Raw genomic sequence first — 24,708 nt, 5'->3', positions numbered from 1 at the left:
ACATATATTCCAAATCGCAGCCTTGGCCAGCGAGAAATGGAATATCGGTCAAGCGCCTCCATCAGGAGCGCCCAACGACACCACAATCGCCTCCTCTTGACGAGAGACCAAGGCGGACAGGGAGGAATGAACATGGTCACGAGACTGGCACTTCTGGGCGCCGGCCGCATTGGCAAGGTCCACGCAAAAGCCATTGCAGAAGACAAGCGCGCGAAACTGGTCGCCGTTGCGGATGCCTTTGCGGACGCCGCAAACGCCATTGCGGCCCAGACCGGCTGCGCGGTAAAGACGATTGAAGAGATCGAGGCCGACAAGGACATCGACGCCGTCATCATCTGCGCGCCGACCAACACCCATGCCGACCTGATCGAGCGCTTCGCCAAGGCCGGCAAGGCGATCTTCTGTGAAAAGCCGATCGATCTGGATGTTGACAGAGCCAAGGCCTGCCTCGAAACCGTGCGCGCCGTCGGCGGCAAGGTCATGCTCGGCTTCAACCGCCGCTTCGATCCGCATTTCCAGGCCGTTCGCAAGGAGATCGACAAGGGCTCGATCGGCCAGGTCGAGATGGTGACGATCACCAGCCGCGACCCGGGCGCACCGCCGGCCGAATACATCAAGGTCTCAGGCGGCATCTTCCGCGACATGACCATCCACGACTTCGACATGGCCCGCTTCCTGCTGGGCGAAGAGATCGAAACGGTCCAGGCCTCGGCCTCGGTTCTGGTCGATCCCAAGATCGGCGAACTCGGCGACTACGACAGCGCCTCGCTGATCCTGACGACGAAGAGCGGCCGCCAGGCGATCATCTCCAACTCCCGCCGCGCTTCCTACGGCTACGACCAGCGCATCGAAGTGCATGGTTCGCTCGGCTCGGTCTCGGCCGAAAACCAGCGCCCGGTCTCGATCGAGGTCGCCAACAAGGACGGCTATACCCGCCCGCCCCTGCACGACTTCTTCATGACCCGCTACACGGCAGCTTACGCCGCTGAAATCTCTGCCTTCATCGACGCGCTCGACAACGGCACGCCTATGGCGCCGTCCGCCGAAGACGGCCTGATCGCGCTGGCGCTCGCCGACGCTGCCGTGAAATCGGCCAAGGACAAGTCGGCCGTCACCGTCGCCTACTGACGATCAACAGCTCCCGCGTGGCCGCAAGGTCGCGCAGAATGGAAGCGCCGCCCGAACCTCCTCGGGCGGCGCTTTCCGTTTCAAAGGCCGATATCAAACGACGAGCTCGCGCCGCTCGACCTCGGTCAGCATGGCGAGATCAAGGATCTTCTGCAGGTTGGCGGCATGCCGGAAGCTCGGCTCCTGCATATAGCCGGAGCGGATCGCGGTGATGAACTTCTGGTAGTTCGTCTCGACAGGATCGACCTCGATCTCCCGCCAGACGGCCTTCTCAACATCTTCCTGCAGGCAGGCCCGAAGGACCGATCCGTCGAGACGGTGGATGACCTCCAGCGCGCCCTTGTCGCCATGCACGCGAAGCCTGAGCTCGTTCAGGTGCCCCGTCGCCCAGCGGCTCGCATGGATGACACCCATGGCCCCATTGGTGAATTCCGCCGTCATGGTGAAGCTGTCATTCGCATCGAGATCATATTCGCCGATCCGGTTGCCCGGAGCTTTGTCGAAGGCCTTCATGCGAGCGAAGACATGATCGATCTCGGTCACCGCGCCATAACCGACGAAGTCGAGAATGTGGATGCCGACATCGCCGAGCACGCCGTTCGAGCCGTGTTTGGTCGACAGGCGCCAGAGCCACTGGCTCTCGGTCGCCCAGTCACCCCAGGCCTTGGAGACGAGCCAGCTCTGCAGATAGGAGGCCTCGATATGCCGGACCTTGCCGATCTCGCCGGCCAGAACCATCTGCCGGGCCTTCTGCACCTGCGCCACGTTGCGGTAGGTGAGGTTGACCATGTTGACGAGGCCGGACGCTTCTGCCGCCGTCGCCATTTCGTCTGCCTTGGCATAGTTCTCGGCCAATGGCTTTTCGCACATCACATGCTTGCCTGCAGCCAGCAGCTTGAGCGTCGTCGGATAGTGAACCCGGTCCGGCGTCACATTGGTGACGGCGTCGAATTCGCCCCAGGCGATCGCCTCGTCCAGCGAGGTGAAGGTGTTGGGGATGTTGTGCCGCGCGGCAAAGGCGCGGACGGTGGCCATGTCGAGATCGACAGCAGCCACCAGCTGCACATCGGTTATCGTCGAAAAGTTCATGGCATGGGTATTGGCCATGCCACCGGTTCCAAGAATCAGCAGGCGGATTGGCGTTGTGGTCATTTGTAGCCTTCCTCGCCAGCCTGATGCAGACGCGGCCCGCGCTCGGTGATCGGCTCCAGCGCCTGCTCCACCGGCACATTCGGTGCGTCATGCACGGCCGAGTAACGTGGCATCGGATTGTAAGCCCATTTCACGCCGTTGCGAATGACCTGCTGCACGGTCGCATCGTGATAGGTCGGGTAGGTTTCATGGCCGGGGCGGAAATAGAAGATGTTGCCCGCACCGCGCCGCCAGGTCAGGCCCGAACGGAAGATCTCGCCGCCGGCAAACCAGGAGATGAAGACCGTTTCGAGCGGCTCCGGCACGGAGAAGAACTCGCCGTACATTTCCTCGTTCTCCAGCACGAAGCTTTCCGGAATGCCGGCTGCGATCGGATGCCCCGGATTGACCGTCCAGATCCGCTCGCGCTCGCCGGCTTCCCGCCACTTCAGCGCACAGGGCGTGCCCATCAGCCGCTTGAAGGGCTTGGCGAAATGCCCGGAATGCAGGACGAGCAGGCCCATGCCCTCCCAAACCCGCTTGGCGACACGCTCAACGATCTCGTCGGACACCTCGCCATGGGCCTTGTGGCCCCACCAGACGAGCACGTCCGTCTCGGCCAGCCGCTCGACGGAAAGCCCGTGCTCCGGCTCCTGCAGGGTGGCGGTTGTCGCCTCGATCTCGCTATCCTCGTTCAAGGCAGCAGCGATGGTCGCATGCATGCCATCGGGATAGATCTCCCGGACGATGGCGTTTTCGCGCTCGTGAATGTTTTCGCCCCAGACAACCGTTCTGATCGTCATCTGAATTCTCCTTAAGGTCTCGGCCCTCCGCCATGGAGAGCCGCATCACATCATGGCGCTCAAGTAGCGCCTTTCATCAGGCCGCGGCCGATGGCGCGGCCATCGCGGTCGAAACGGTGCAGTTCGTGCTCAATGGGCGAGAGCGCAATGGTCTCGCCGGGCTTTAGCGTAGCGGTACCCTCCTGCCGGACGACGATCGGCTCCGACGTCCCGATGTCGACATAAACATAGCTGTCCGATCCGAGCATCTCGGAATGCACGACAGAACCCCGCCACCGGCCCCCGTGTTCAATCAGGAGATGCTCGGAGCGAATGCCGATGGTATGTGCGCGCATTTCCTCCGAAAAGCGGCCATCGAGGAAATTCATTTTCGGCGAGCCGATGAAGCCCGCGACGAAAAGAGAATTCGGGTTCTCGTAGAGCTCGAGCGGCGTGCCGATCTGCTCGACCACGCCGTCGCGCAGCACGCAGATCCGATCTGCAAGCGTCATAGCTTCCACCTGATCATGGGTCACATAGATCATCGTAGTGTTGTGCATGCTGCGGTGAAGCTTGGCAATTTCGAGGCGGGTCGCCACGCGTAGCGCCGCATCGAGGTTGGAGAGCGGTTCATCGAAGAGAAACACGCGAGGATCGCGAACGATGGCGCGACCGATCGCCACACGCTGCCGCTGACCGCCGGATAACTGCCGTGGCAGCCGTTCAAGATAAGGCGTCAGTTGCAGCATGTCGGCCGCCTCGCGCACCCGCCGGTCGCGCTCCGCCTTGTCCTGACCGGCCAGCTTCATGCCGAAGGCCATGTTGTCGAACACGGTCATATGCGGATAAAGCGCATAGGACTGGAAGACCATGGCAATGCCGCGCTTGGCGGGCGCCAGTTGGTTCATCACCTCGCCATCGAAGGCAAGCGTGCCGTGGGTGATGTCCTCAAGCCCGGCGATCAGACGCAGCAGGGTAGACTTGCCGCAGCCGGAGGGGCCGACAAAGACCATGAACTCGCCCGAGCGGATTTCCATGTCGACACCCTTGATGACCTCGAGGGCACCGAAGGACTTGCGGATATCGGTGAGTTGAATGTGAGCCATGGATTTTCCTCCTATCCCTTGACGCCGCCGGCGGTGAGGCCGGAGATAATCCGCCGCTGGAAAATCAGCACGAGCACGACCAGCGGAACGGTGACGATAACCGAGGCGGCCATGATGCTGCCCCAGGGGATTTCGAACTGGCTGTCCCCGGAAAGCAGCGCGATGGCGACGGGCACCGTCCGCTGGCTGTTCGACGAGGTGAAGGTGAGCGCGAACAGGAACTCGTTCCACGCCGCGATGAATGCGAGCAGCCCTGTGGTGACGAGGGCTGGCCACATCAGCGGCATGAACACCTGTGTCACGATCACCCAGGACGAAGCGCCATCGACGATCGCCGCCTCCTCGATCTCGATCGGCAGATCTCGCATGAAGGTGGTGAGCACCCAGACGGTGAACGGCAGCGTGAAGATCATGTAGGAGAAGATCAGCGCGAAGGGCGTGTTGAAGATCCCGACGAAGCGGATGAGTTCGAACAGGCCGGCAAGAACCGCGATCTGCGGAAACATCGAGACGCTGAGGATGGTGAGCAGCAGAAGCCCCCTGCCCCGGAACCGCACGCGTGCCAGCGCATAGGACGCGGTGACCGCTAGAACCAGCGAGATGGCCACCACGATGCTGGCAATCATGACGGAATTGCCGAGATTGCGCAGGAAGCTGCCGCGTGACAGCACACCCTCGTAGTTCGAGAAGGTCACCACCTTGGGCCAATAACCGATGTCGAACAGCGAACTGCCCGGCTTCAGACTGGTGATGATCGCGTAGTAGAACGGGAAGACCGCGATCACCACGATGACGGTGACCAGCACGTAAAAGAGGGACTGTTTGAGGATCGTCGGCATCAGCGGTCCCCTCCCGACAGGTTGACCCGCCCGAAGACGATGTAGATGACCGTGATCGAGGCGATAGTCAGGAACAGCATGGTGGACGCCGCCGCCCCATAGGCGAACTTGTCGAATTCGAAGAGGTTCTCGCGCGCCATGACCGACATGGTCTTGGTCTGCGAATTATTCGGCGTCAGCACATAGATGAGATCGAAGATGCGCAGCGCATCGAGCATGCGGAAGATCACCGCCACCATCAGCGCCGGCCGGATCAGCGGCAACGTGATGCGCCAGAACACCTTGACCGGATGTACACCGTCGATCTTCGCAGCCTCATAGATATCCTGCGGCACCATCTGCAGGCCGGCGAGAATGAGCAGCGCCATGAACGGCGTCGTCTTCCACACATCGACGATCAGCACCGCGACCATCGCCGTATCGGGGTTGGCCGTCCACGCGATCTTCTGGCTGATCAGCCCGAGATTGAGAAAGATATCGTTCAGAATGCCGAACTGGTCGTTGAGCATCCAGGCCCACATCTTGGCAGACACGATCGTCGGGATCGCCCAGGGTATGAGGATGGCAGCCCGCACGATGCCCCGACCCGGGAAGCTGGCATTGAGCACCAGCGCAACGACGAGGCCGAGCACGGTCTCGATCGAGACCGAGAGCAGCGTGAATCGCAGCGTATTCCACACCGCTCCCCACCAGGCCGGATCGACGAGCAGGCCGCGCCAGACGGTGCGCCCGCTCTGCAGCGTGATCCAGCTAAGGTAGTTCGAGAAGCCGATGAACTCGGCACCTTCGAGATTGTTGAGCGTGGCATTGGTGAAGCTGAAATAGATCGTCCGGATGAGGGGCCAACCGGCCACCATGGCGAGGACGAGAAGCGTGGGGGCGAGAAAGATCCAGGCGGAGCGGGTGCGCTGTGCGCGAAGATCCGAGCCGGGTGCCGCCTTGGCCGGCAAGGGCCGGACGGTGCTCTGCATGCTGATGTCGGTCATGGGCGTTCCTCCCTGCAGGTGACGGATAGCCGGGCGGCCCGAAGGCCGCCCGGCGCCGGCATCACCAGCCGCTGCCCATGAGCTCGTTCAGCTCGATTTCGAGCAGCTCGAGGTTTTCGGCTGCAGTGCCAGAGCCCGATAGCGTATTGTGCACAGCACCCCAGAAGCGCGAGGAAACCTCGTTATACTTGACCTTGGTGGTGGCCGACGGACGCGGTACGGCATCCTGGAAAATCGGCTTCCACTGCGGCATGAAGGGATGCGCCTCGGCAATTTCCGGGTCGTCGTAGAGCGCCTGCAAAGTCGGCAACTGCGACTGCTCGATCGCGCGGCGCTTCTGGGACTCGGTCGATGTCAGGAACTTGACGAGCTCGATCGAGGCCTCCTGCTCCTCGGAATACTTGGAGACGGCAAGGTTCCAGCCGCCGAGCGTCGAGGAAGGCTTGTCGCCGGCTGCCGCAACCGGCAGGGTCGTGACGTCGAACTTGCCCTTCACGGCGCTGTCTTCGCCATTTCCGAGCGCATAGGCGTAAGGCCAGTTGCGCATGAAGACGGCATTGCCGGTCTGCCACACGCCGCGTGACTCTTCCTCCTGATAGGCAAGCACGCCCGGAGGAGAAATAGTGCCAATCCAGGATTTCGCCTGATCGAGCGCTGCTGCCGCCTTCTCGTTGTTGACCGAGATCGTGCCATCCGGCTCGACGATCTGCCCGCCGCCCGAAGACTTGATCCATTCGAGCGCATTGCAGGTCAGCCCCTCATAGGCATTGGCCTGGAAGACGAAACCCCACAGATCCTTCTGGCCCGCCTCGCGCTCCTTATCCTGGATCTCCTTGGCGACCGCCGCCATGTCGGCCCATGTCTTCGGCACTTCCTTGCCATGTTTCTCCAGAAGGTCCTTGCGGTAGAAGAGCGCCGGCGCATCGGTGAACATCGGCATGGCGACAAGCCGCCCCTCCACAGTCTGGGACTCGATGATCGAGGGGAAGAACTGGTCGATCACCTCACTCGCTGCCTCCTTCAGGTCGATGAACTGGTCGGCCAACTGCGGCGCCCAGATCACGTCGGTCTGATAGACGTCGACATCCTTGTTCCCCGCCGCGAGCCACAGCCGATACTGGGCAAACTGTTCGGAACTGGATGGCGGCATAGTGACCAGCGACACCTTGTGCCCCGTCTTTTCTTCGAATTCGGCAAACATCTTGCGCAGGAAATCGAGGTTTTTGCCGGTCGAGTTGGCGGCAACGGCAATCTCGGCGGCCTCTGCCGTTCCGCACAAGGCAGTTGCTACGATGAAGGCGGCAGTCAAGAGCTTCTTCATGGATATCTCCTCCCAAAAAAAACAACCAATCCGTTCACTCTCCCGATAATTTGAAAACGGTTTGGTAGGCGGAAAGCTGGCAAAGATTCTGAAGCCTGTCAAACCCGATTCGAAGAATGCCAAAGTCAATCGAACCAACCTATTGAAATATTTGATTTCATCTCGCACTCAATGAAGCGGGCGGCCCTTCCACACCCCGCCCTACCGACGAATTACCTAATGATCGGGATACGCGAATTTCCGTAACGTTTTAAAGAGGCGAAGTGCAAATCTTGCAAGTGCCTGCCACAGCATGGGATAAGCGTTGTCAGGGAGGAGAGACCCTCTACCGGCGGGGAAAGACAGGCTCGAATGAAGCTCAAGGAATTCGCAAGAGAGATCGGACTGTCGCCAACGACGGTAAGTCGGGCCCTAAGCGGCTATCCGGAGGTAAACGAGGCAACACGCGCCCGGGTGATGGAAGAAGCTGCCCGCCTCGGCTACCGACCCAATATCAATGCGGTGCGTCTCGCAACAGGTCGAGCCGGCGCAATCGGCGTCGTCATGACCAAGGCCGGCGACTACCAGTTCTCCGAGTTCATGAGCGGCATGGCCGACCGCCTGAGCGGAGAGGATATCGACATTCTGATCACGCCGATGGCGGAACACCACACCGGTGATGAACTGCAGCTCTACCGGCGCCTGGCGGAGAGCCGCCGCGTCGATGCGGTCGTCATTCATTCGCCGCGCCCGAAAGACCCCCGCATCGCCCTGCTGCACCAGTTGAAGCTGCCCTTTATCGTGCACGGCCGATCGGCAACCGATGTACCGCATGCCTGGCTCGACATTGACAACGAGGGGGCCATCCGCCGCAGCACAGAGCACCTGCTGGACCTTGGCCATCGCCGGATAGCCTTGCTCAATGGACGCGAAGGCCTGACCTTCACCTTGCATCGTCTGGCAGGCTACAAGACGGCCCTTGCCGTGCGCGGTATCGACTTCGACCCGAAACTCGTGACCCATGATAATTTCACCGACGAGATCGGCTTCCGCTATGCCCGTTCGGCGTTGGAACAGCGCCCACGCCCCACCGCCTTCGTTGCCGGATCAATGATGACGGCACTCGGAATCTATCGAGCCGCCCGCGCGAGGAACCTTGTGATAGGCAAGGACATTTCCGTGATCGCGCATGACGACGTATTCCCTTATCTCACAGCCGAGAACATGGTGCCGCCGCTCTCGACAACCCGCTCCTCGATCCGGGCGGCCGGCACGCGCATCGCCGATCTCCTGTTGCAGATGCTAGCCGGTCGAGAGGCTGCGGAGATTCAGGAACTCTGGCCGGTCGAGCTCATTTTGCGCGAAACCAGCCGCCCCGCACCGAAGGACGCTTCCGAATGAGCATGACAGAGAGGAAGCGGGTCATCGTCGTCGGCCACATCAACCATGATCGCATCTGGCGCCTGACCGAGCCCCTGCGTGCCGGTGGTCGTATCGCCTGGTCTTCCCGCGAAACCCGGCTCGGCGGCGGTGGATACTTCACCGCCCGCCGCCTGCTCGAACTGGGGCACGATGTGGCACTCCTGTCCACTCTGATGACGGACGGCCACGGCAGAGAGGCGCTGACCGCGCTTCAAGCGGCCGGCTTTGATACGACACTGATCACGCAGCGCGAGGGCGAGACGGACTTTGCCGACATCCTGCTCGACCCGACCGGGGAGCGCACCATTCTCTCCAGCGAGCGACGCCTGTCTCGCAGCTTTCACCTCGACCAGCCGGTCAAAGCGGACGCCTTTTACGTCAATGCGCCGAAGCTGCCGGAGGCGATACGCGCCTCCTTGCACCAGTCGCCCCTTGTACTCTCGCAGTTTCCGCTTCGGGAAGCGGAGCCGAGGCCGGCGGATGTGATGATCGGCTCGAAGGCGGATCTGCCGGGCATGGCACTGGACGACATCTGGAACAGGGCCTCCACCCTCGCCGGGCCGCGGCTCAGACACCTCGTGATGACGGACGGTCCGGCCGCAATCACCGTCTTCGATGGCAGCGTAGAGCACAGCGTCAGCCTCGACCGCATCGTGACTGTCCGCGACACGATCGGTGCCGGCGACACCTTCAGCGGTAGCCTGCTGCATGGGCTGTTAGAAGGCCGAGATGTGGTCGAGGCCGCCAAGATTGCGGGTGACGAAACCACCGCCTGGCTTACGCAGCGCGAGGCGGAAACCCAGGCTGCAACAGAAAAATCAATATCATAACAGTTTTATTTGATCGGCCTTCGGGAACTTCCCCACCGCCCTCCGAGTTGAGGGCGGCCAAACGGAGGAAGGCATGACTGAAGCCGATTTCACCTGGAACGTGCCCGTCGAACTGGAACTGCCCTGCGGGCTGACGCGGCGCTTTCTCAATGCGTATGATGCGCTGGATTTTCTCGATGCCGAATGGCCGACCCGCCGCGGCCCCGCCTATGAGCGTGCCTTGCGTCTCTGCAGGAACGCGTTGCGCGGCGCGCGCGCGGCAGAGCTCGCCCGCAGTGCCTTCATCGCGGCCGCCGACGAAGCCGGCATGCGCCAATGCCTCAACCCGCAGAAACGCGTGAGCTTTTTGCCACGTGCGAGATCCGCCGTCGCCTGAGCGGCGGCGAAGGGAGGAGTGTCATGAGACTTGGCCGATGGCGCCATGTCTGTGTCGATGTTCAGCGCATGTTCGTGGCCGACACCCCCTGGTGCGTGCCATGGATGACAAAAGCGCTGCCCGATATCGCCGCCATCGCCGAAGCCGCACGCGCCCGCACGATCTTCACACGCTTCATTCCTCCCACAGATCCCGAACAGGCGCCGGGCGCGTGGCGGGACTACTATCGGCGCTGGTGGATGATGACCGGTCAGCACCTGCCGCCCGAGATGCTGGAACTTGCCCCCGAACTTGCGGCCATGGTGCCGCCCGCCCGCATTCTCGACAAACCGGTCTATTCACCATGGCTGGGCAGCACCCTGCATGAGACACTGAGGCGAGAACAGGTCGAGAGCCTCATTCTGACCGGCGGCGAGACCGACGTCTGTGTCATGGCAACGGCGCTGGGCGCCATCGACCTCGGATACCACGTCATCCTGGTGACGGATGCCGTCTGCTCCGGCGTCGACAAGGCGCATGACGCCTCACTTGCCCTGCTCAACGCCCGTTTTTCGGCCCAACTGACGACGCTGCGGACCCGCGAGGTTCTGGACCTCATTGCGGATCAGCCCACCTCATTTCACCTCTGACACGAGAAGCGCGACCGTCTGGCCGTCCATGACGTCACGAAGCAGAAGGCCATCTGCCGAACGGATCTCTCGTCCGGTCAAGACATCCCTGAAGGACATGCGGGCGAGCGTCGCAGGCAATTCGACCTGCGTGTCGCCCCAGAACGCGGCCGAGCTCTGGCCTTCGCCCTCTCTCAGCATGGCGATCGGCAGGCGGCAGGCCACGGTGATGGCAGCAAGACCGTCCTTCTCGCGTGCAAAGGCGACCGCCTGGGACCGACGCGGCCCCGATACCGTCAGGGGCAGATACTGGCCATCGAGGAACAGGTCCGGGTGGCGGTTTCGCAAGGCAAGACCACGCGCCACAACGGCCTGTTTCAGCCAGCCTTCCGCCAGCGCCCGTTCGTCGGTGAAGGACAGGGGTGCCGTAGGATCGAATTCGGCCAGCGTATCGAATGGCGGGGGGCGGCGGTTGTCGGGATCGACGAAACTCAGATCGAGCCTTTCGCTTCCCTGATAGATATCCGGGATCCCCGGCGCCGACAGCTTGATGACCGTCTGCGTCAAGCCGTTGACCAGACCAGCCCAGATCAGCGGCTGGATCTCCCGAACGAACGCCTCGACGAAGTCGTGATTGTCGATGAGCAGGCGACGAACATAATCGGTCGCGGCATGTTCATAGTCGGCGTTGATGCCGTTCCAGTCGGTCCGAAGCTTTGCTTCGCGCAGGGATTTTTCGAGGAAAGCGGCAACGCGATCGGCGAAATCCGAGAGGCCTTCCAGATTGCCGGCATCGAGATCGACAGGCCAATGGCCGATCAGCGCCTGGAAGATCATCCACTCGACCTCAGGTTCCGGCGCCGGTTTTCCGTCAATCTCGATGACATCCGCATGCTTTTCGCGCCAAGCGTCGATGAGGCGGGCGAAGCGTGGTGCATCTTCGGCAAGGGCAAAGAGGCGCGCCCGGGCATCCTCGCCCCGCTTGGTGTCATGGGTGGACGAAGCCGACAGCCCCAGCGGCTGCCGCTTGGCCCTGCGCTGCATTTCGGCATGGAAATGCTCCAGCCCCCCCTCTTCCGGCTCAAGCTCGCCGCCAACTTCGTTGAGCGCCAGGAACTCGACATGGCGGAAAAACAGCGTGTCCTCGAGCGACTTTGCCATCAGCGGGCCGGTGAGCTGCTGGAACCGGCGACGGAAGACGGCGACGGCAGCCGGATGCTCCTGCGCTAGGCCTTCGCCCTTGACGAGCCCCACGATCTTCTCGGCCACGGCAGGAGTGTCGCCATCAAGTCGCGTCTTGGCGAGCGCCAGCACCTCATCGAGAAGAGCTTGATCGGATACCGGCATCCCCTGCTCTGCGCCATAGGTGCGGTAGCGTGGAAAGGCGACAAGCAGTTCCTCCAGAGCCTTGCGAACCCCATCCTCCGGCTGCCCGGAAAGCTCCGACGCCTGACCCACCAGCGCCTTGACCTCGCCGGCAAAATTGATCCGGATCATCCGCAGCTTCGCTTCGCGCATCTTTTCGGAGACAGCCTGCTGCGGACCGGCAATCTGCGAATAGGCCTCGCGCATCGCCTGAAAACCCGTCCGATCGAGCAGCACGGGCACCTGGGCTGCGATGAACTCGTAACCCGTCGAGCCCTGCACCGGCCAGTCCTCGGGAAGGTCTTCTCCGGGCGCCAGGATTTTCTCGACATAGATGGGAATGTCTTCCCCGACAGCGCTTCGCAGCTGCTGCAGGTAGCGACCGGGATCGGCAAGGCCGTCGACGTGATCGATCCGGAGTCCATCCACCTGGCCGGCACGCACCATCTCGAGGATTGTCCGATGGGCGTCCTCGAACACATCGTCTGCTTCAACGCGCAGACCGACAAGGCCGGCGATTTCGAAGAAGCGGCGGTAGCTCAGTCCCTTGCCAGCCTCCGTCCAGAACATCAGGCGCCATGGCTGCAGGTCGTGGAGACGGACCAGAAACGCCCGGTCGTCCGCTTTGACCTTGAGCTCGTCAAGCAGACCGTCGCTCTCGCCTTCCTGGCACAGAGCCGAAACGTCGCGGTGAAACGCGGCGTCCTCCGCCGGATCGGCCTGGTGCCCGAGTTCGGCGAGGCGCGCGGCCAATGGATGCGAGCAGCCGTCCAAAGCTGCGGCATAGGTGGACGGCGTCAGGGGATAGATGCTGTCGAAATAGGCGAAGGCCAGAGACCCGTGCTCGCGGTCCAGGGTGAGTGAAATCTCGCCATCCGCCACCGCCTGCTCGAATGGCTTTCCCAGAAAAGGCAGTGTGAGGCGTTGGCTCCAGTCGATGTCGAAATAGTGGCCATAGCGGCTGGCCTCACCCCATTCGATGACGCTGCGCCACCAGGGGTTCTCAAGGCTTGCTGCCATGTGGTTGGGCACGATGTCCAGGATGAGCCCCAGACCTTCCGCCTTCAGAACCTCTGCAAGCCGCTCCAGCCCTTCGCGACCGCCGAGCACCGGGTCGATGAGGTTTGCATCGGTCACGTCGTAACCGTGGGTCGAGCCTTCGGTCGCCGCAAAGACCGGAGACGCATAGAGATGGGTGATGCCGAGGCGCTTCAGATAGGGGACGAGACCGATGGCGCGGTCGAAATCCATGCCGTTGCGAAACTGCAAACGGTAGGTCGAAACGGGAAATGGCATTCTGGCATCCTTGGGAGGGTGGCGGTGGCGACCAGATCCAACGTCTGCCGGCGCGCCTTGTTCCGCCGCCCCCGAGGATGCGAGGGACTTAATGGAGGTTGAATTCCCCGTCGAGTTTCCGCCATTCGTTGGGACCGATCAGCCGCTTGTGACTGAAGCGCACTGAATGCAGATCGCCATCGAGATTGGCCCGCCAGAAATCGAGAAACTTCGTCATCTGTGGGAAATCAGGCGCCAGATCGTAATCCTGCCAGAGGAAGGTCTGCAGCACGGAGCGAAAGTCGGGCAGCCGATAGAGGATGTGTGCGGTGGTGAGGCCATATCCCTCCATCTGGAGGGTGAAGTCTTTGCTGGATGTCATGCGTTTCCCTCTTGGTCATTGACGATAAAAAGTTTGACAAAACCACGTGAAATGGCAAGAGGGTCGCAAAAATTGTGATTATAAATCATGCTGTTAGCAGCAACGCGACGAGAGTGCTGATTTTTTTCGTCACTCGCTCTTGAAACAAAAAATCGGAAAAACCAGATCATCGCGCGCCGGATGCCTCTCAAGGGTCCGGCGACCCGTCCGGACCCTATCCGGTCCGGCCTTTGGGGACGTTCCATTTTGTTTGTCCAGGAGGAAAACATGAAGTTCCGTCCGCTGCACGACCGCATCGTCGTCCGCCGCGTTTCGTCCGAGGAGAAGACCAAGGGCGGCATCATCATTCCCGACACTGCCAAGGAAAAGCCGCAGGAAGGCGAAGTCCTCGCCGTCGGCTCCGGCGCTCGCAACGAGCAGGGCCAGATCGTCGCGCTCGACGTCAAGGTCGGCGACCGCGTGCTCTTCGGCAAATGGTCCGGCACCGAGATCAAGATCGACGGCGAAGAGCTGCTGATCATGAAGGAAGCCGACGTCATGGGCATCATCGAAGCCCAGGCCGCCGAGAAGAAAGCCGCTTGAGACCATCAGTCATCATTTGCCTTTGAGGAGTGAACAATGGCTGCAAAAGAAGTGAAATTCCACACCGATGCCCGCGAGAAGATGCTGCGTGGCGTCGACATTCTCGCCAATGCCGTGAAGGTGACGCTCGGTCCCAAGGGCCGCAACGTCGTCATCGACAAGTCCTTCGGCGCACCCCGCATCACCAAGGATGGCGTTTCGGTTGCCAAGGAAATCGAGCTTGAGGACAAGTTCGAGAACATGGGCGCGCAGATGCTGCGCGAAGTGGCGTCCAAGACCAATGACCTCGCCGGCGACGGCACCACCACCGCGACCGTTCTGGCCCAGGCCATCGTCAAGGAAGGCGCCAAGGCCGTCGCCTCCGGCCTCAACCCGATGGACCTCAAGCGCGGTGTCGATCTCGCCGTCGAAGCCGTGGTCGCCGAGCTGAAGGCGAATGCCCGCAAGATCTCCAACAATGCCGAGATCGCCCAGGTCGGCACCATCTCCGCCAATGGCGACACCGAGATCGGCCGCTACCTGGCAGAAGCCATGGAAAAGGTCGGCAATGACGGCGTGATCACCGTCGAGGAGGCCAAGACCGCCGAGACCGAACTCGAAGTGGTCGAGGGCATGCAGTTCGACCGCGGCTACCTCTCGCCCTACTTCGTGACCAATCAGGAAAAGATGCGCGTCGAACTCGACGATCCCTATATCCTGATCCACGAGAAGAAGCTGTCGAACCTGCAGGCTCTGCTTCCTGTTCTCGAAGCCGTCGTTCAGTCCGGCAAGCCGCTCGTCATCATCGCGGAAGACGTCGAAGGCGAAGCGCTCGCGACCCTCGTCGTCAACAAGCTGCGCGGTGGCCTCAAGGTTGCAGCCGTCAAGGCGCCGGGCTTCGGCGATCGCCGCAAGGCCATGCTCGAGGACATCGCCATCCTCACCGGCGGCACCGTCATCTCCGAAGACCTCGGCATCAAGCTTGAGAACGTCACCCTCAATATGCTGGGCCGTTCGAAGAAGGTGTCGATCGAGAAGGAAAACACCACAATCATCAACGGCGCCGGCTCCAAGGCGGAGATCGATGGCCGCGTGGCCCAGATCAAGGCGCAGATCGAGGAGACCTCCTCCGACTACGACCGCGAGAAGCTCCAGGAGCGTCTGGCCAAGCTCGCCGGTGGCGTCGCCGTCATCCGCGTCGGCGGCTCGACCGAAGTCGAGGTGAAGGAAAAGAAGGACCGCGTGGACGACGCCCTGCATGCGACCCGTGCCGCCGTCGAGGAAGGCATCCTGCCCGGTGGTGGCGTCGCCCTGCTCCGCTCGGTCAAGGCGCTCGAGAACCTGAAGGCTCCGAATGACGACCAGCGCGTCGGCATCGACATCATCCGCCGCGCCATCGAAGCCCCCGTGCGTCAGATCGCCGAAAACGCCGGCGCGGAAGGCTCGATCATTGTCGGCAAGCTCCGCGAGACGTCTGAATTCGCCTATGGCTGGAATGCCCAGACCGGCGAATATGGTGACCTTTTCGCCCAGGGCGTCATCGACCCCGCCAAGGTGGTGCGCACAGCGCTGCAGGATGCCGCCTCCGTGGCAGGGCTTTTGATCACCACCGAAGCCATGATCGCCGAAAAGCCGAAGAAGGAAGCCGCACCCGCCATGCCGGCCGGTGGCATGGACTTTTAAGGCCTAAGCCTCAACGTCAAAGTGAAAGGGCCGCCTTGATGGCGGCCCTTTCTTCATCTCTCGGTCTGAGGTCAAGCCGCAAGCGAGATGGGGCTCAGTCCCTCGAAGGTCGGGCGAGCGATGAAGTAGCCCTGGAGCAGATCCACACCGAGATCTCTGAGAACCTCGAGTTCCCCCGCCGTCTCGACACCTTCACAAACGGCCGTGACGCCAAGATCGCGCAGCATGTCCAGCGTGCGGCTCACCACGATCTGCTTGACCCTGTCGATATCGATGCCCCGGATCAGATCCATGTCCAGCTTGACGATATCAGGCTGGAAACGCGTCAAAAGGTTGAGCCCGGAATAACCGGCGCCGAAATCGTCGATCGCCGTCTTGAAACCGATTTCGCGATAGCTCTTCAGGATGTTGAGCAGATGCGCGGTATCAAGCTTTTCGACTTCGGTGAATTCAAAGATGATCCGGTCGAGCGGGAAATCCGTGCGTCTGGCCGTTTCCAGCGTCTGCCGGATACAGGCCCGCGGTTCATAGACCGCATTCGGCATGAAATTGATCGACAGATGGGGCATCTCGTCCCGTGGGAAGAGCTGTGCGGCAAGCTCGATGGCGCGCACCCGACACTGCTGATCGAAGGCATAGCGGTTGTTGGGGTCAACGAGAGACAGAACAGATCCCGCACCGCTACCGTCGGAACCGCGGACCAGTGCTTCATGGGCGAAGACCGCACCACGACGGGTATCCATGATGGGTTGGAAAGCCATCGTGAAGCTGGAGCCAAAGGCAGCTCCGTTCGTGCAACCTTGGCAGGTCATACTTCCTCCTAGGGTGAAAGCGGTAATACACCACAACCATCTTAAGGAAGCCTGAAGGCTGCTACGCGGGTGGTTTTGAATTTGGCAACCGGGCAAGAGATCAATTCATGACCTTTTTTGGTTACCTTGTTTAACGAATCTGGATAATCGAATATTGTTGAGAGTGAGGCGATTCGAGAAAGCCTCGCGGGCTAAATGACTTAGCTGGGGATGCGGACATGCAGGAACAGATCGATATCGAGACCTGGGCAATGATCAGGGCTCAGCAGATTGTAATGCAGCAAGGGGCCAATCTGGTCGTCGCCGCCCAGAGACTGGACCACAAGAAAACCACCGCCAACACCTATGCGTTGCGAACGGCGATCATGGCATCGCTGATTGAAGCCATGCAGGCGCCGCCGACCGAGGCCATGGCCGCCATGCATGCACAAGCTGGATTGCAGCCGGCCTGATATCAACCGGCGCTCTTGGCGACCTGCCACTTGTCGCCGATGAGGCGATCATATTCCGGCGGCTCGAAAGCTTCAAAACCGCCGCCGGGATAAAGTGTGAGCTCTCCCACATAAAGATTGTCCCCCGTATCGAAGAGATCGACGCGGACGAAATCGAGATCGCGACCGATCTTTTCTGACAGGGATACCATCAGGTCCAGTTGCTCAGGCCGCGGAATTTCCTCCGGATAGGGCGGGTAATAATCCGGATCGTAAAACGGCAGACGCTCCCACTCCCGGGAATAGGTCGCGGAATAGCCCTGGTCGTCCGTGCGGGTGTCGATGATGATATGCGACAGTCGGCCGTTGAAGACGAAGCAGCGATAATCCCAGGGAATGCCGCCGTCCTTGCTCAGCATCTGCTCGATGACGACCTTCCGGTCGACCTGCGAGTAAGCCCATTCCCTGTTGTAGCGGGCGTGATCGATTGCAAGCCATTCGGCGCAGGGATCGTTTTGCTTGAGCCTTCTGACGTCCTCTGGCGTATAGAGGAATTCCCCGAGGCCGCTCGCATGGTTCGGCTTGATCACAGCCGGCAGCGAGATCTTCGACCAGTCGACCTCAGATAGGTTTGTGCCGGCCCAATAGGTCGGGATCACATGGGCTGCCCCGACCTTTTCAGCGACATAATCCTTCACCGCCAGCTTGTCGACGAGCGTGCCATAAAGCGGATTGCGGTCATGGATCTTGCGATACTGCACCTTCTCCGAAAACGTCTTGGGGTGGTCGACATCAGGCCACTCCCCCTTAATGCTCCAGAATTTCAGCTGGACGTAGGGCTTGTCCGGCAAGGGCGCGATCAGGCGCCAGAAGATGCGCTTCATCAGATAACGAAACGAGTTCTGGTCATAACCAGCCCGGATGAAGCTTTCCTTCTGTTCCTCTGCCAAGACGCCCTCTCCGTTCCCTGTTGCGGCGAACTTTAGAGGCCCCGGTTTATCGTCGAGTTAACCGGAAGCCCTGAATTGCGGCTTCCGAACGGAAAACGCCGCGTCTGCAGAGCAGAGCGCGGCGCGTCCGGGGAGGATCAGGAGAAGGCCGGCAGAGGTTGCCGGCATCGTTTTTTTTATTGGGCTGCCGATTCCGCGGCGGCCAGGGCACGACGGCGCTTCGCACGCCAGCCAAGCAGCATCGGCAGAACCGCGACGGCGACAGCGAGCGTCCAAAGGACCAGCGAGATCTTGCTCTGGAACAGGATGGCAATGTCGCCACCGCTGATGGCCAGCGCGTTGCGCAAGTTCACTTCCATCACCTTGCCGAGCACGAAGCCGAGAATGATCGGCGCCATGTCGAAACCGGCCTTGCGCAGGAGCCATCCGGCGATGCCGATCGCCAGCATCAGGTAGATCGCGAAGATCGAGGCATGGGTGGAATAGACGCCGATGACCGAGAGCACCAGGATGCCAGGCACGAGGATCCAGTTCGGCATGGTGAGCACGCGGGCGAAGATGTTCACGAGCGGCAGGTTCAGCGCGAGCAGGATGAAGTTGCCGACGAAGAGCGAGGCCACAAGACCGCCGACGATTTCCGGGCGTTCGGCGAGCAGCATCGGACCGGGCTGGATGTTGTAGAGCATCAGCGCGCCCATCATGACGGCGGTGGTGCCCGAACCCGGAACACCGAGCGTCAGCATCGGAACGAAGGCGCCAGCGGCCGTCGCGTTGTTGGCGGATTCAGGCGCTGCGAGACCGCGAACATCGCCCTTGCCGAACGTGCCTTCCGTGTCGGAGATCCGCTTTTCGGTTGTGTAGGAGACGGCACTCGACACCGAGGCGCCAGTCCCCGGCAGAATGCCGACGACGAAGCCGATGACTGAACCGCGCAGCATGGTGCCCGTGCACTTTACCACATCCGACATCCGCGCGGTCATGCGACCGAGCTCGCGGATCACGGTGGAGCCCTTGGTCTGATGCTCGAGGATCAGCATGGCCTCAGAGATCGAGAACAGGCCAATGACCAGCGTGACGAATTCGATGCCGTCGCCAAGCTCAGGCTCGTTGAAGGTGAAACGATAAGCGCCCGAGGTCGCATCGAGACCGACCGTTGCCAGCATCAGGCCGAGCGTACAGCCGATCAGCGTCTTGACCGGCTGCGAACCAACCATCGAGCCGAGGGTCGCAAAGGCGAAGACCATCAGCACGAAATACTCGGCAGGACCAAAGCCGATCGCGAGGCCTGAAAGTACCGGGGCGAAGAAGGCAAGGCCGATAACACCGAGCGTGCCGCCGACGAAGGAGGCAATGCCCGAGAGCGCAAGCGCTTCACCGGCGCGGCCCTGGCGGGCCATCGGATAACCATCCATGGCCGTCATGACGGCACCGGCATCGCCAGGCACGTTCAGCAGGATGGACGAAATGCGGCCACCATATTCTGCGCCGAGATAGACCGAGGCGAGCAGGATCATGGTGCTTTCAGCCGGAAGGCCCATCGAATAGGCTATCGGCATCAGCAGTGCGATGCCGTTGATCGGACCGATGGCCGGAAGTGCGCCGACGAGCGTGCCGATGAAGCAACCGATGAACCCGATCAGCAGGTTCTGGCCCGTGAGGGCAACGCCGAAGCCATGCCACAGATATTCGAAACTCATGGAATTGTCCTTTCAGGTCTTGCCGACGGTCAGCCGAAAATGGCGCCGGTCGGGAGGTAGACCTCGAGCAAGAAGGAGAAGATGAACCACCAGATGGCCGCATGCACGACGCCGCCGACCAGCGAGAGCTTGGGCGATGCGCCGAAGATCCATCCGACCACCGTGGTCAACAGGAAGATCGAGATTGCAAAGCCGAGCGGCTCCATCAGGGCCACACTGACGATGAGCGTGACGGGAACGGCAAGCACGCGCACCAGCGCATTGCCGGTGGGGAAGCCTTCGACGGTTCCCGGAAACTTCAGATAGATCAGGGTGAACAGGCCAAGCAGTATGGCGAGCATCACCGGCACGAAGCGCGGTCCGAGCGGATCGGACGAAAAGGCATATTCGATCATGCTGCCGCCGATGCCATAGGCGACGGCGAGCAGGAACAGGACCAGCGCACTGATACGGCCGATCAACTGGTGGGTTCTCGTGTTTTCCGACATTAGTTTTCCTCGCACACGGAGCTGCGGTCGCTGGCAAGCGCCGGATCATCCAAGGACGTGATGCCTTCAGCCAAAAGCCGCGGCATGCGTTGATTTTGCTGCTCCGCAGCCACTCGGCGCGGAGGGGGCGATGCGGCCGGACACGGCCGCACCGCAAGCGGGATCAGAAGCCGGCTTCCTTCGCCATGACCTTGAACTTCGCCACGTCGCTCTTGACGCGATCATCGAAGTCCTTGCCGAGCATGGTGAATTCGAACAGACCGCGAGCGTCGCGCTCCTTGGCGAATTCAGGCGTCTTGCTCATGGCGTCGAAGGCCTTGACCCACCAGTCGTAATCCGCGTCGGAAACGTCCTTGCCGACATAGTAGCCGCGCCAGACGGGCCACTCGATGTCATAACCCTGCTCCTTGGCAGTCGGGATGTCCTTCAGTTCACCCGGCAGGCGCTCGGGCGACATGACGGCGAGAATGCGGACCTTGCCGGCGAGGTGATGCTTGCCCATTTCGGCAGCATCGCCGGAGCCGACCTGCACATGGCCGCCTTCGAGAGCGGTCAGAACGGCGCCGCCGCCTTCCAGCGCGACGTAGCGCATCGACTTCGGATCCTGTTCTGCAGCCTTGGCGATCAGCGAGCCCTTCATCCAGTCCTGCGAACCAACGGCACCGCCGCCGGCGATCGCAAAGGTGGTCGGGTCGGCTTTATAAGCAGCGACCAGATCAGCCATCGTCTTGTAGGGCGAGTCGGCATTGACGACGATCACACCGAAGTCGGCGCCGAGTGCACCCAGCCAACGGACGGCGCTTTCATCGTACTGGCCGAACTTGCCCTGGGCGAGCAGCAGGGCCGAGCCGGACGAGGCAGCCGTGATCAGGTTCGGATCGCTGGCACGCTTCGAGATGACGTGGTTATAGGCCACGGCGCCAACGCCGCCTTCCATATAGGTGACGGCCATCGGCTGGCTGATCTGCTTGGTTTCCAGCAGGGCATTGGCAGCCAGTCGGCAGGTCAGGTCGAAACCGCCGCCCGGCTTGGCACCGGCCAGGCATTCCGGCTTCGTCGGTTCGGCAACGGCAGCGGTGGCGGCAGCAAGGCCGATCAGGGCCGCGCCGGCCAGAAATTTCATCGTGTTGCGGATCATCATTCTCTCCCGAATGTCTGAGCGTTTCTCGGACAATCCCAGCGCAAGCCATGACAAGAGCGCTCACGCAGGACCTGTGTCCGCGTGTTCCTTGTGGCGATCGCGATGGGATCCTCCCCAGTACCGGCTTAAGCTCTCTCCCTATGCCGGTGCCGACATTGATAGGCCTCAATCCTGTCACGATCCTGTCAAACCCGTTAACAGTCGCAGCAGCCTGCAGCCGGTCGCTTGATCGCGGACCCGAGACATGCCACCGTTTTTCCATGCGCATCCTTCTGGTGGAAGACACGCTCGATGTGGGCGAGGCGATCAGCCGCCGCTTTGAGACCATCGGCCATACGGTCGACTGGCAGACGGATGGCCGTGCGGCTTCCGATATCCTCGACTTCACGGAGTATGATCTCGTCATTCTCGACGTCATGCTGCCGGGCCTCGATGGCTTCTCGATCCTGAAGCGCCTGCGGCAGAACAAGAACCCCGTGCCGGTGCTGGTCCTGACCGCGCGATCGGAGATCGACGACCGGGTCGGCGCTCTCGATCTCGGTGCCGACGATTACCTTGTCAAACCCTTCGATTTCCGTGAACTCGAAGCTCGTGCCCGTGTGCTTATGCGCCGGAGCAGCGGTGGCGAAGCCACGAACATCATCGTCTGCGGCGACGTGCTGCTCGACCGTTCCCAGCGTTCTGTCAGGGTCGGCAAGCGCGAGGTGCAGTTGAAGCGTCGCGAGATGACCCTGCTGGAGATCCTGGCAAGCCGTCCGGGACGCATCTTCAGCAAGGAGCAGCTTCTCGACCAGATGTTCGGCTTCGACGAGGCGGCCGGACCGAATGCGATCGAGCTTTATGTCGGCCGGCTCCGCAAGAAGCTCGAAGGTGCGAAAGCCCGGATCGTGACGGTACGCGGAACAGGGTATCAGCTGGTGTCCGATGCAGAGGACTAAGCCGTCCCTTTTCTCCCGGCTCGTCCTGCGCGTGGCTCTCGTTCTGGCGGGCGGAGCTGCCATCCTGATGACTGCCGCCTGGTTTTACGCCCGCGCGGCAGCCGACCAGGCCTATGACCGCCTGCTGCAGGGTGCAGCGATCCAGATCCTCGAATCTCTCGTCGTCGACGACGGCAGGATCGCCGTGAACCTGCCCCCCAGCGCCTTCGAGCTGCTGGGCCTCGCCTCGCGCGATCGGATTTTCTACCGGGTCATCGCCCCGGATGGCAGCACCTTGACCGGCTACGAGGACCTCGGCGCACAGACCCCGCGAGACACGGCACTGAACGCGCCGAAGTTCGAGACGAGCCGCTATCGGAACCAGCCCGTGCGTGTCGTCCAGGCCAGTCGCGCCATCTCCGATCCGAGCATCGGCGGCTGGGCGCATGTGTTGATCGCTCAGACGACGGAGGCCCGCCAGGCCCTGACGACGGAACTGACCACCCGCGCTCTGATCCTCGTCGCGATCATGAGCCTGCTTGCGCTGGCCGGCACCGTTCTCGCCGTTCGTTATTCGCTGCGTCCGCTGGATGCCCTCGGCGACACGCTGCGGCGACGGGACTCCCAGGATCTGACGCCGATTGCGGTGGAAGTACCGCGTGAACTGGTGCCCTTCGTCGACTCGATCAATCACTTCATGCGTCGTCTCGACGAACGGTTGAAGGTGCTGCAGCGTTTCATCGCAGACAGCGCCCATCAGCTCCGGACACCGCTGACAGCCCTGTCGGCACAAGTCAGCCTGATCGACGAGGAAGCTCTCTCCGAGCCCGACCGCCGTCACTTGAACCGCGTCCGCGACCGGACGAACGAACTCGCGCGCTTCACGACGCAGCTTCTGAACCACGCCATGGTCATCCATCGCTTCGAATCCGTTCAGCTGTTTCCGCTCGATCTGACCGATGTCGCCCGCAAGGCCTTTAGAGCGGCAGTGCCGATCACCATCGACCCGGATACCGTCGTCTCCTTCGAAGCCCCCGACGAGACGCTCACCATTCTGGGCGACGGCCTCAGCCTACGGGAGGCGATCGTCAACATCATCGACAACTCCCTGCGGCACGGCACACTTTCGAAACTCGAAGTCCGGGTCGTGCGGCGAGGCAATTTCGGCCTGGTGGAGGTCGAAGACGACGGTCCGGGAATTCCGCCCGCGGACTGGTCGCATGTGACGCAGCGCTTTGTCTCATCCAAATCGGGCGAAGGCAGCTCCGGCCTGGGCTTTGCCATCGCATCCGAAGTGGCGGGCGCCCTTCGGGGCGCCCTCTCCTTCCGTGAGAAAACCGAGGAGCGCGGCTTCACCGTCGTGCTCGAACTGCCTCTCATGCAGAGGGAGGGTGCATGACCGCTCGTCGTAAATTGAAGTCACTGCTTCTTCTCGCAGCGAGCCTTCTCGCGACCACCGCTCTGCCCGCTTTCGCCCTCGAGGGAGAGCAGACGGTATTCCCAGCAGCGGCGGCCGAACGCGCGCGCCTGGTCATCCGTGGTGCCACCGATGTCGAAGCGATGAGGCCGCTCATTATCGACTTCCAGCGTCTTGCGCCTGACGTGACCGTGGAGTTCAACGACTACGTCACCAACGACCTCTTCAAGGAAGCGGAAGACGCCTGCGCAAACCAGCTCGCCTATGGCGATCTGCTGCTCTCTTCCTCGGTCGACCAACTCGTCAAGCTGGCCAATGACGGCTGTGCGCAGGAATATCGATCGCCCGAGACCGAGCGCGTGGCCGACTGGGCCAACTGGCGCGACGAGGTCTTCGGCTTCACCTTCGAACCCGCCGTGATCGTCTATGACGGTGAGCGCGTGCCGCCGGAAGACGTGCCGCGCTCGCATGTGGAAATTGCCGAACTGCTGAGGTCCAAGCCGGACGTCTACCGCAACCGCATTGGCACCTATGACGTGCGCGCCTCGGGCATCGGGTATCTCCTCGCTTTTCACGATGCGCTACAGGCACCGACGACCTACGGCCGTCTTCTGGAAAGCTTCAGCCGTGCGGATGTCGTGACCCGCTGCTGCAACAGCGAGGTGCTGGGCCAGATTGCCAGCGGCCGGCTGCTGATCGCTTATAACGTGCTCGGGTCCTATGCCTACGCGGCCGCCCAGCGCAATCCGGACCTGCGGGTTGTCATCCCGCGCGACTATGCGCTGATCCTGTCGCGCGGCGCCCTCATTCCTGATCTTGCGCCCAATCCAGCCCTGGCGCAGCGTTTCCTCGATTATCTGCTCTCGCCCCGCGGACAGAAGGTGGCGCAGGAGGAAGCCTTCTACTTCTCGGAAAATTCCCCCCTGCCCCCCGGTGTGGACGGCCCCATGTCGCTCATCGAATCCGGCATCGGTCGCCCCATCCGCGTCGGCCCCGCCCTCCTCGCCGCTCAGGATCGCGCAACCCGCGAGGAATTCATCCGCAACTGGACATCGCTTTTTGCGCCCGGTGCGCGCTAACG

General features: G+C 61.7%; 24 protein-coding genes. 11 read left to right on the top strand and 13 right to left on the bottom strand.

Features of this window, described 5'->3' with window-relative positions:
* The first annotated feature begins 132 nt into the window (after nt 1–132).
* Nucleotides 133–1,128: an inositol 2-dehydrogenase gene (gene iolG / locus FAA86_RS01075; protein WP_136537974.1), complete on the top strand. Its 996-nt coding sequence runs from the start codon at nt 133–135 to the stop codon at nt 1,126–1,128.
* 93 nt (nt 1,129–1,221) lie between these two features.
* Here the strand turns inward: iolG and FAA86_RS01070 are convergent, their stop codons facing one another.
* The 6 genes from FAA86_RS01070 to FAA86_RS01045 all read right to left on the bottom strand — a co-directional run bounded on the left by FAA86_RS01070 (nt 1,222) and on the right by FAA86_RS01045 (nt 7,293).
* Nucleotides 1,222–2,280: a Gfo/Idh/MocA family protein gene (locus FAA86_RS01070; RefSeq protein ID WP_167494849.1), complete on the bottom strand. Its 1,059-nt coding sequence runs from the start codon at nt 2,278–2,280 to the stop codon at nt 1,222–1,224.
* Complete coding sequence (locus FAA86_RS01065; protein WP_136537973.1) at nt 2,277–3,062, bottom strand: ThuA domain-containing protein; 786 nt, start codon at nt 3,060–3,062, stop codon at nt 2,277–2,279. The genes FAA86_RS01070 and FAA86_RS01065 overlap by 4 nt, the downstream gene beginning before the upstream one ends.
* Before the next feature lie 59 nt (nt 3,063–3,121).
* Nucleotides 3,122–4,147 (bottom strand): ABC transporter ATP-binding protein, encoded by a 1,026-nt coding sequence (locus FAA86_RS01060; protein ID WP_136537972.1) that lies wholly within the window; start codon nt 4,145–4,147, stop codon nt 3,122–3,124.
* Between the two features lie 11 nt (nt 4,148–4,158).
* Nucleotides 4,159–4,986, bottom strand: coding sequence for a carbohydrate ABC transporter permease (locus tag FAA86_RS01055; RefSeq protein ID WP_183954604.1), 828 nt, complete (start codon nt 4,984–4,986; stop codon nt 4,159–4,161).
* The gene (locus tag FAA86_RS01050; protein ID WP_136537970.1) at nt 4,986–5,972 is read right to left on the bottom strand and encodes a carbohydrate ABC transporter permease; all 987 of its coding nucleotides are present in this window, start codon (nt 5,970–5,972) and stop codon (nt 4,986–4,988) included. Before FAA86_RS01050 ends, FAA86_RS01055 begins: the two co-directional genes overlap by 1 nt.
* A 61-nt stretch (nt 5,973–6,033) precedes the next feature.
* Nucleotides 6,034–7,293 (bottom strand): ABC transporter substrate-binding protein, encoded by a 1,260-nt coding sequence (locus tag FAA86_RS01045; protein ID WP_136537969.1) that lies wholly within the window; start codon nt 7,291–7,293, stop codon nt 6,034–6,036.
* Between the two features lie 351 nt (nt 7,294–7,644).
* Here FAA86_RS01045 and FAA86_RS01040 point away from each other — a divergent pair, with 351 nt between their 5' ends.
* From FAA86_RS01040 to FAA86_RS01025, 4 genes are all read left to right on the top strand, one after another.
* Nucleotides 7,645–8,673, top strand: coding sequence for a substrate-binding domain-containing protein (locus FAA86_RS01040; RefSeq protein WP_136537968.1), 1,029 nt, complete (start codon nt 7,645–7,647; stop codon nt 8,671–8,673).
* Complete coding sequence (locus FAA86_RS01035; RefSeq protein WP_136537967.1) at nt 8,670–9,524, top strand: PfkB family carbohydrate kinase; 855 nt, start codon at nt 8,670–8,672, stop codon at nt 9,522–9,524. Before FAA86_RS01040 ends, FAA86_RS01035 begins: the two co-directional genes overlap by 4 nt.
* Nucleotides 9,525–9,597: 73 nt before the next feature.
* Nucleotides 9,598–9,900, top strand: coding sequence for a DUF982 domain-containing protein (locus FAA86_RS01030; RefSeq protein ID WP_113461842.1), 303 nt, complete (start codon nt 9,598–9,600; stop codon nt 9,898–9,900).
* A gap of 23 nt (nt 9,901–9,923) precedes the next feature.
* Entirely contained in the window at nt 9,924–10,529 is a 606-nt protein-coding gene (locus FAA86_RS01025) for a cysteine hydrolase family protein (protein WP_246034970.1), read from the top strand.
* On the opposite strand, the gene treY is transcribed toward FAA86_RS01025, so the two are convergent.
* Entirely contained in the window at nt 10,515–13,169 is a 2,655-nt protein-coding gene (gene treY, locus FAA86_RS01020) for a malto-oligosyltrehalose synthase (protein ID WP_136537965.1), read from the bottom strand. The two genes, FAA86_RS01025 and treY, sit on opposite strands and share 15 nt — an antisense overlap.
* An 88-nt stretch (nt 13,170–13,257) precedes the next feature.
* Nucleotides 13,258–13,530 carry an usg protein gene (locus FAA86_RS01015; RefSeq protein ID WP_136537964.1) on the bottom strand — a complete coding sequence of 91 codons (273 nt, stop codon included), beginning with the start codon at nt 13,528–13,530 and terminating at the stop codon, nt 13,258–13,260.
* A gap of 267 nt (nt 13,531–13,797) precedes the next feature.
* Between FAA86_RS01015 and groES the strand changes: the two genes are divergently transcribed.
* Both groES and groL read left to right on the top strand, forming a co-directional pair.
* Nucleotides 13,798–14,112: a co-chaperone GroES gene (gene groES, locus FAA86_RS01010; RefSeq protein WP_136537963.1), complete on the top strand. Its 315-nt coding sequence runs from the start codon at nt 13,798–13,800 to the stop codon at nt 14,110–14,112.
* Nucleotides 14,113–14,148: 36 nt separating this feature from the next.
* Nucleotides 14,149–15,774, top strand: coding sequence for a chaperonin GroEL (groL, locus tag FAA86_RS01005; RefSeq protein WP_136537962.1), 1,626 nt, complete (start codon nt 14,149–14,151; stop codon nt 15,772–15,774).
* A 71-nt stretch (nt 15,775–15,845) separates the two neighbouring features.
* Here groL and FAA86_RS01000 read toward each other — a convergent pair whose 3' ends face one another.
* On the bottom strand, nt 15,846–16,586 hold the full coding sequence (locus FAA86_RS01000) for an EAL domain-containing protein (protein WP_136537961.1): 741 nt from the start codon (nt 16,584–16,586) through the stop codon (nt 15,846–15,848).
* Between the two features lie 218 nt (nt 16,587–16,804).
* Between FAA86_RS01000 and FAA86_RS00995 the strand changes: the two genes are divergently transcribed.
* Nucleotides 16,805–17,038, top strand: a complete 234-nt coding sequence (locus tag FAA86_RS00995; protein ID WP_136537960.1) for a hypothetical protein — start codon at nt 16,805–16,807, stop codon at nt 17,036–17,038.
* A 2-nt stretch (nt 17,039–17,040) separates the two neighbouring features.
* Here the strand turns inward: FAA86_RS00995 and FAA86_RS00990 are convergent, their stop codons facing one another.
* The 4 genes from FAA86_RS00990 to FAA86_RS00975 form a co-directional block, all read right to left on the bottom strand.
* Nucleotides 17,041–17,967, bottom strand: a complete 927-nt coding sequence (locus FAA86_RS00990; RefSeq protein ID WP_246034969.1) for an ATP-grasp fold amidoligase family protein — start codon at nt 17,965–17,967, stop codon at nt 17,041–17,043.
* A 176-nt stretch (nt 17,968–18,143) separates the two neighbouring features.
* Nucleotides 18,144–19,664, bottom strand: coding sequence for a tripartite tricarboxylate transporter permease (locus FAA86_RS00985; protein ID WP_136537959.1), 1,521 nt, complete (start codon nt 19,662–19,664; stop codon nt 18,144–18,146).
* 29 nt (nt 19,665–19,693) lie between these two features.
* A complete protein-coding gene (locus FAA86_RS00980) occupies nt 19,694–20,152 on the bottom strand; it encodes a tripartite tricarboxylate transporter TctB family protein (RefSeq protein WP_136537958.1) in 459 nt (152 codons plus the stop codon).
* Nucleotides 20,153–20,315: 163 nt separating this feature from the next.
* Complete coding sequence (locus tag FAA86_RS00975) at nt 20,316–21,290, bottom strand: Bug family tripartite tricarboxylate transporter substrate binding protein (protein ID WP_246034968.1); 975 nt, start codon at nt 21,288–21,290, stop codon at nt 20,316–20,318.
* A 263-nt stretch (nt 21,291–21,553) separates the two neighbouring features.
* Here FAA86_RS00975 and FAA86_RS00970 point away from each other — a divergent pair, with 263 nt between their 5' ends.
* Genes FAA86_RS00970 through FAA86_RS00960 form a run of 3 tightly spaced genes read left to right on the top strand, consistent with a single transcriptional unit; the run spans nt 21,554 to nt 24,706 of the window.
* Nucleotides 21,554–22,231: a response regulator transcription factor gene (locus FAA86_RS00970; RefSeq protein WP_113461850.1), complete on the top strand. Its 678-nt coding sequence runs from the start codon at nt 21,554–21,556 to the stop codon at nt 22,229–22,231.
* Nucleotides 22,218–23,609, top strand: a complete 1,392-nt coding sequence (locus FAA86_RS00965; protein ID WP_136537957.1) for a sensor histidine kinase — start codon at nt 22,218–22,220, stop codon at nt 23,607–23,609. The genes FAA86_RS00970 and FAA86_RS00965 overlap by 14 nt, the downstream gene beginning before the upstream one ends.
* The gene (locus tag FAA86_RS00960) at nt 23,606–24,706 is read left to right on the top strand and encodes an ABC transporter substrate-binding protein (RefSeq protein WP_136537956.1); all 1,101 of its coding nucleotides are present in this window, start codon (nt 23,606–23,608) and stop codon (nt 24,704–24,706) included. The genes FAA86_RS00965 and FAA86_RS00960 overlap by 4 nt, the downstream gene beginning before the upstream one ends.
* The last annotated feature ends 2 nt before the right edge of the window (nt 24,707–24,708 follow it).

Origin of the sequence: Rhizobium rosettiformans W3 (assembly GCF_004912135.1) — a bacterium.
Lineage (GTDB): Bacteria > Pseudomonadota > Alphaproteobacteria > Rhizobiales > Rhizobiaceae > Allorhizobium > Allorhizobium rosettiformans.
Note: the sequence above shows the minus strand (reverse complement) of the source record. Positions and strands in the feature narration are given on the sequence as shown.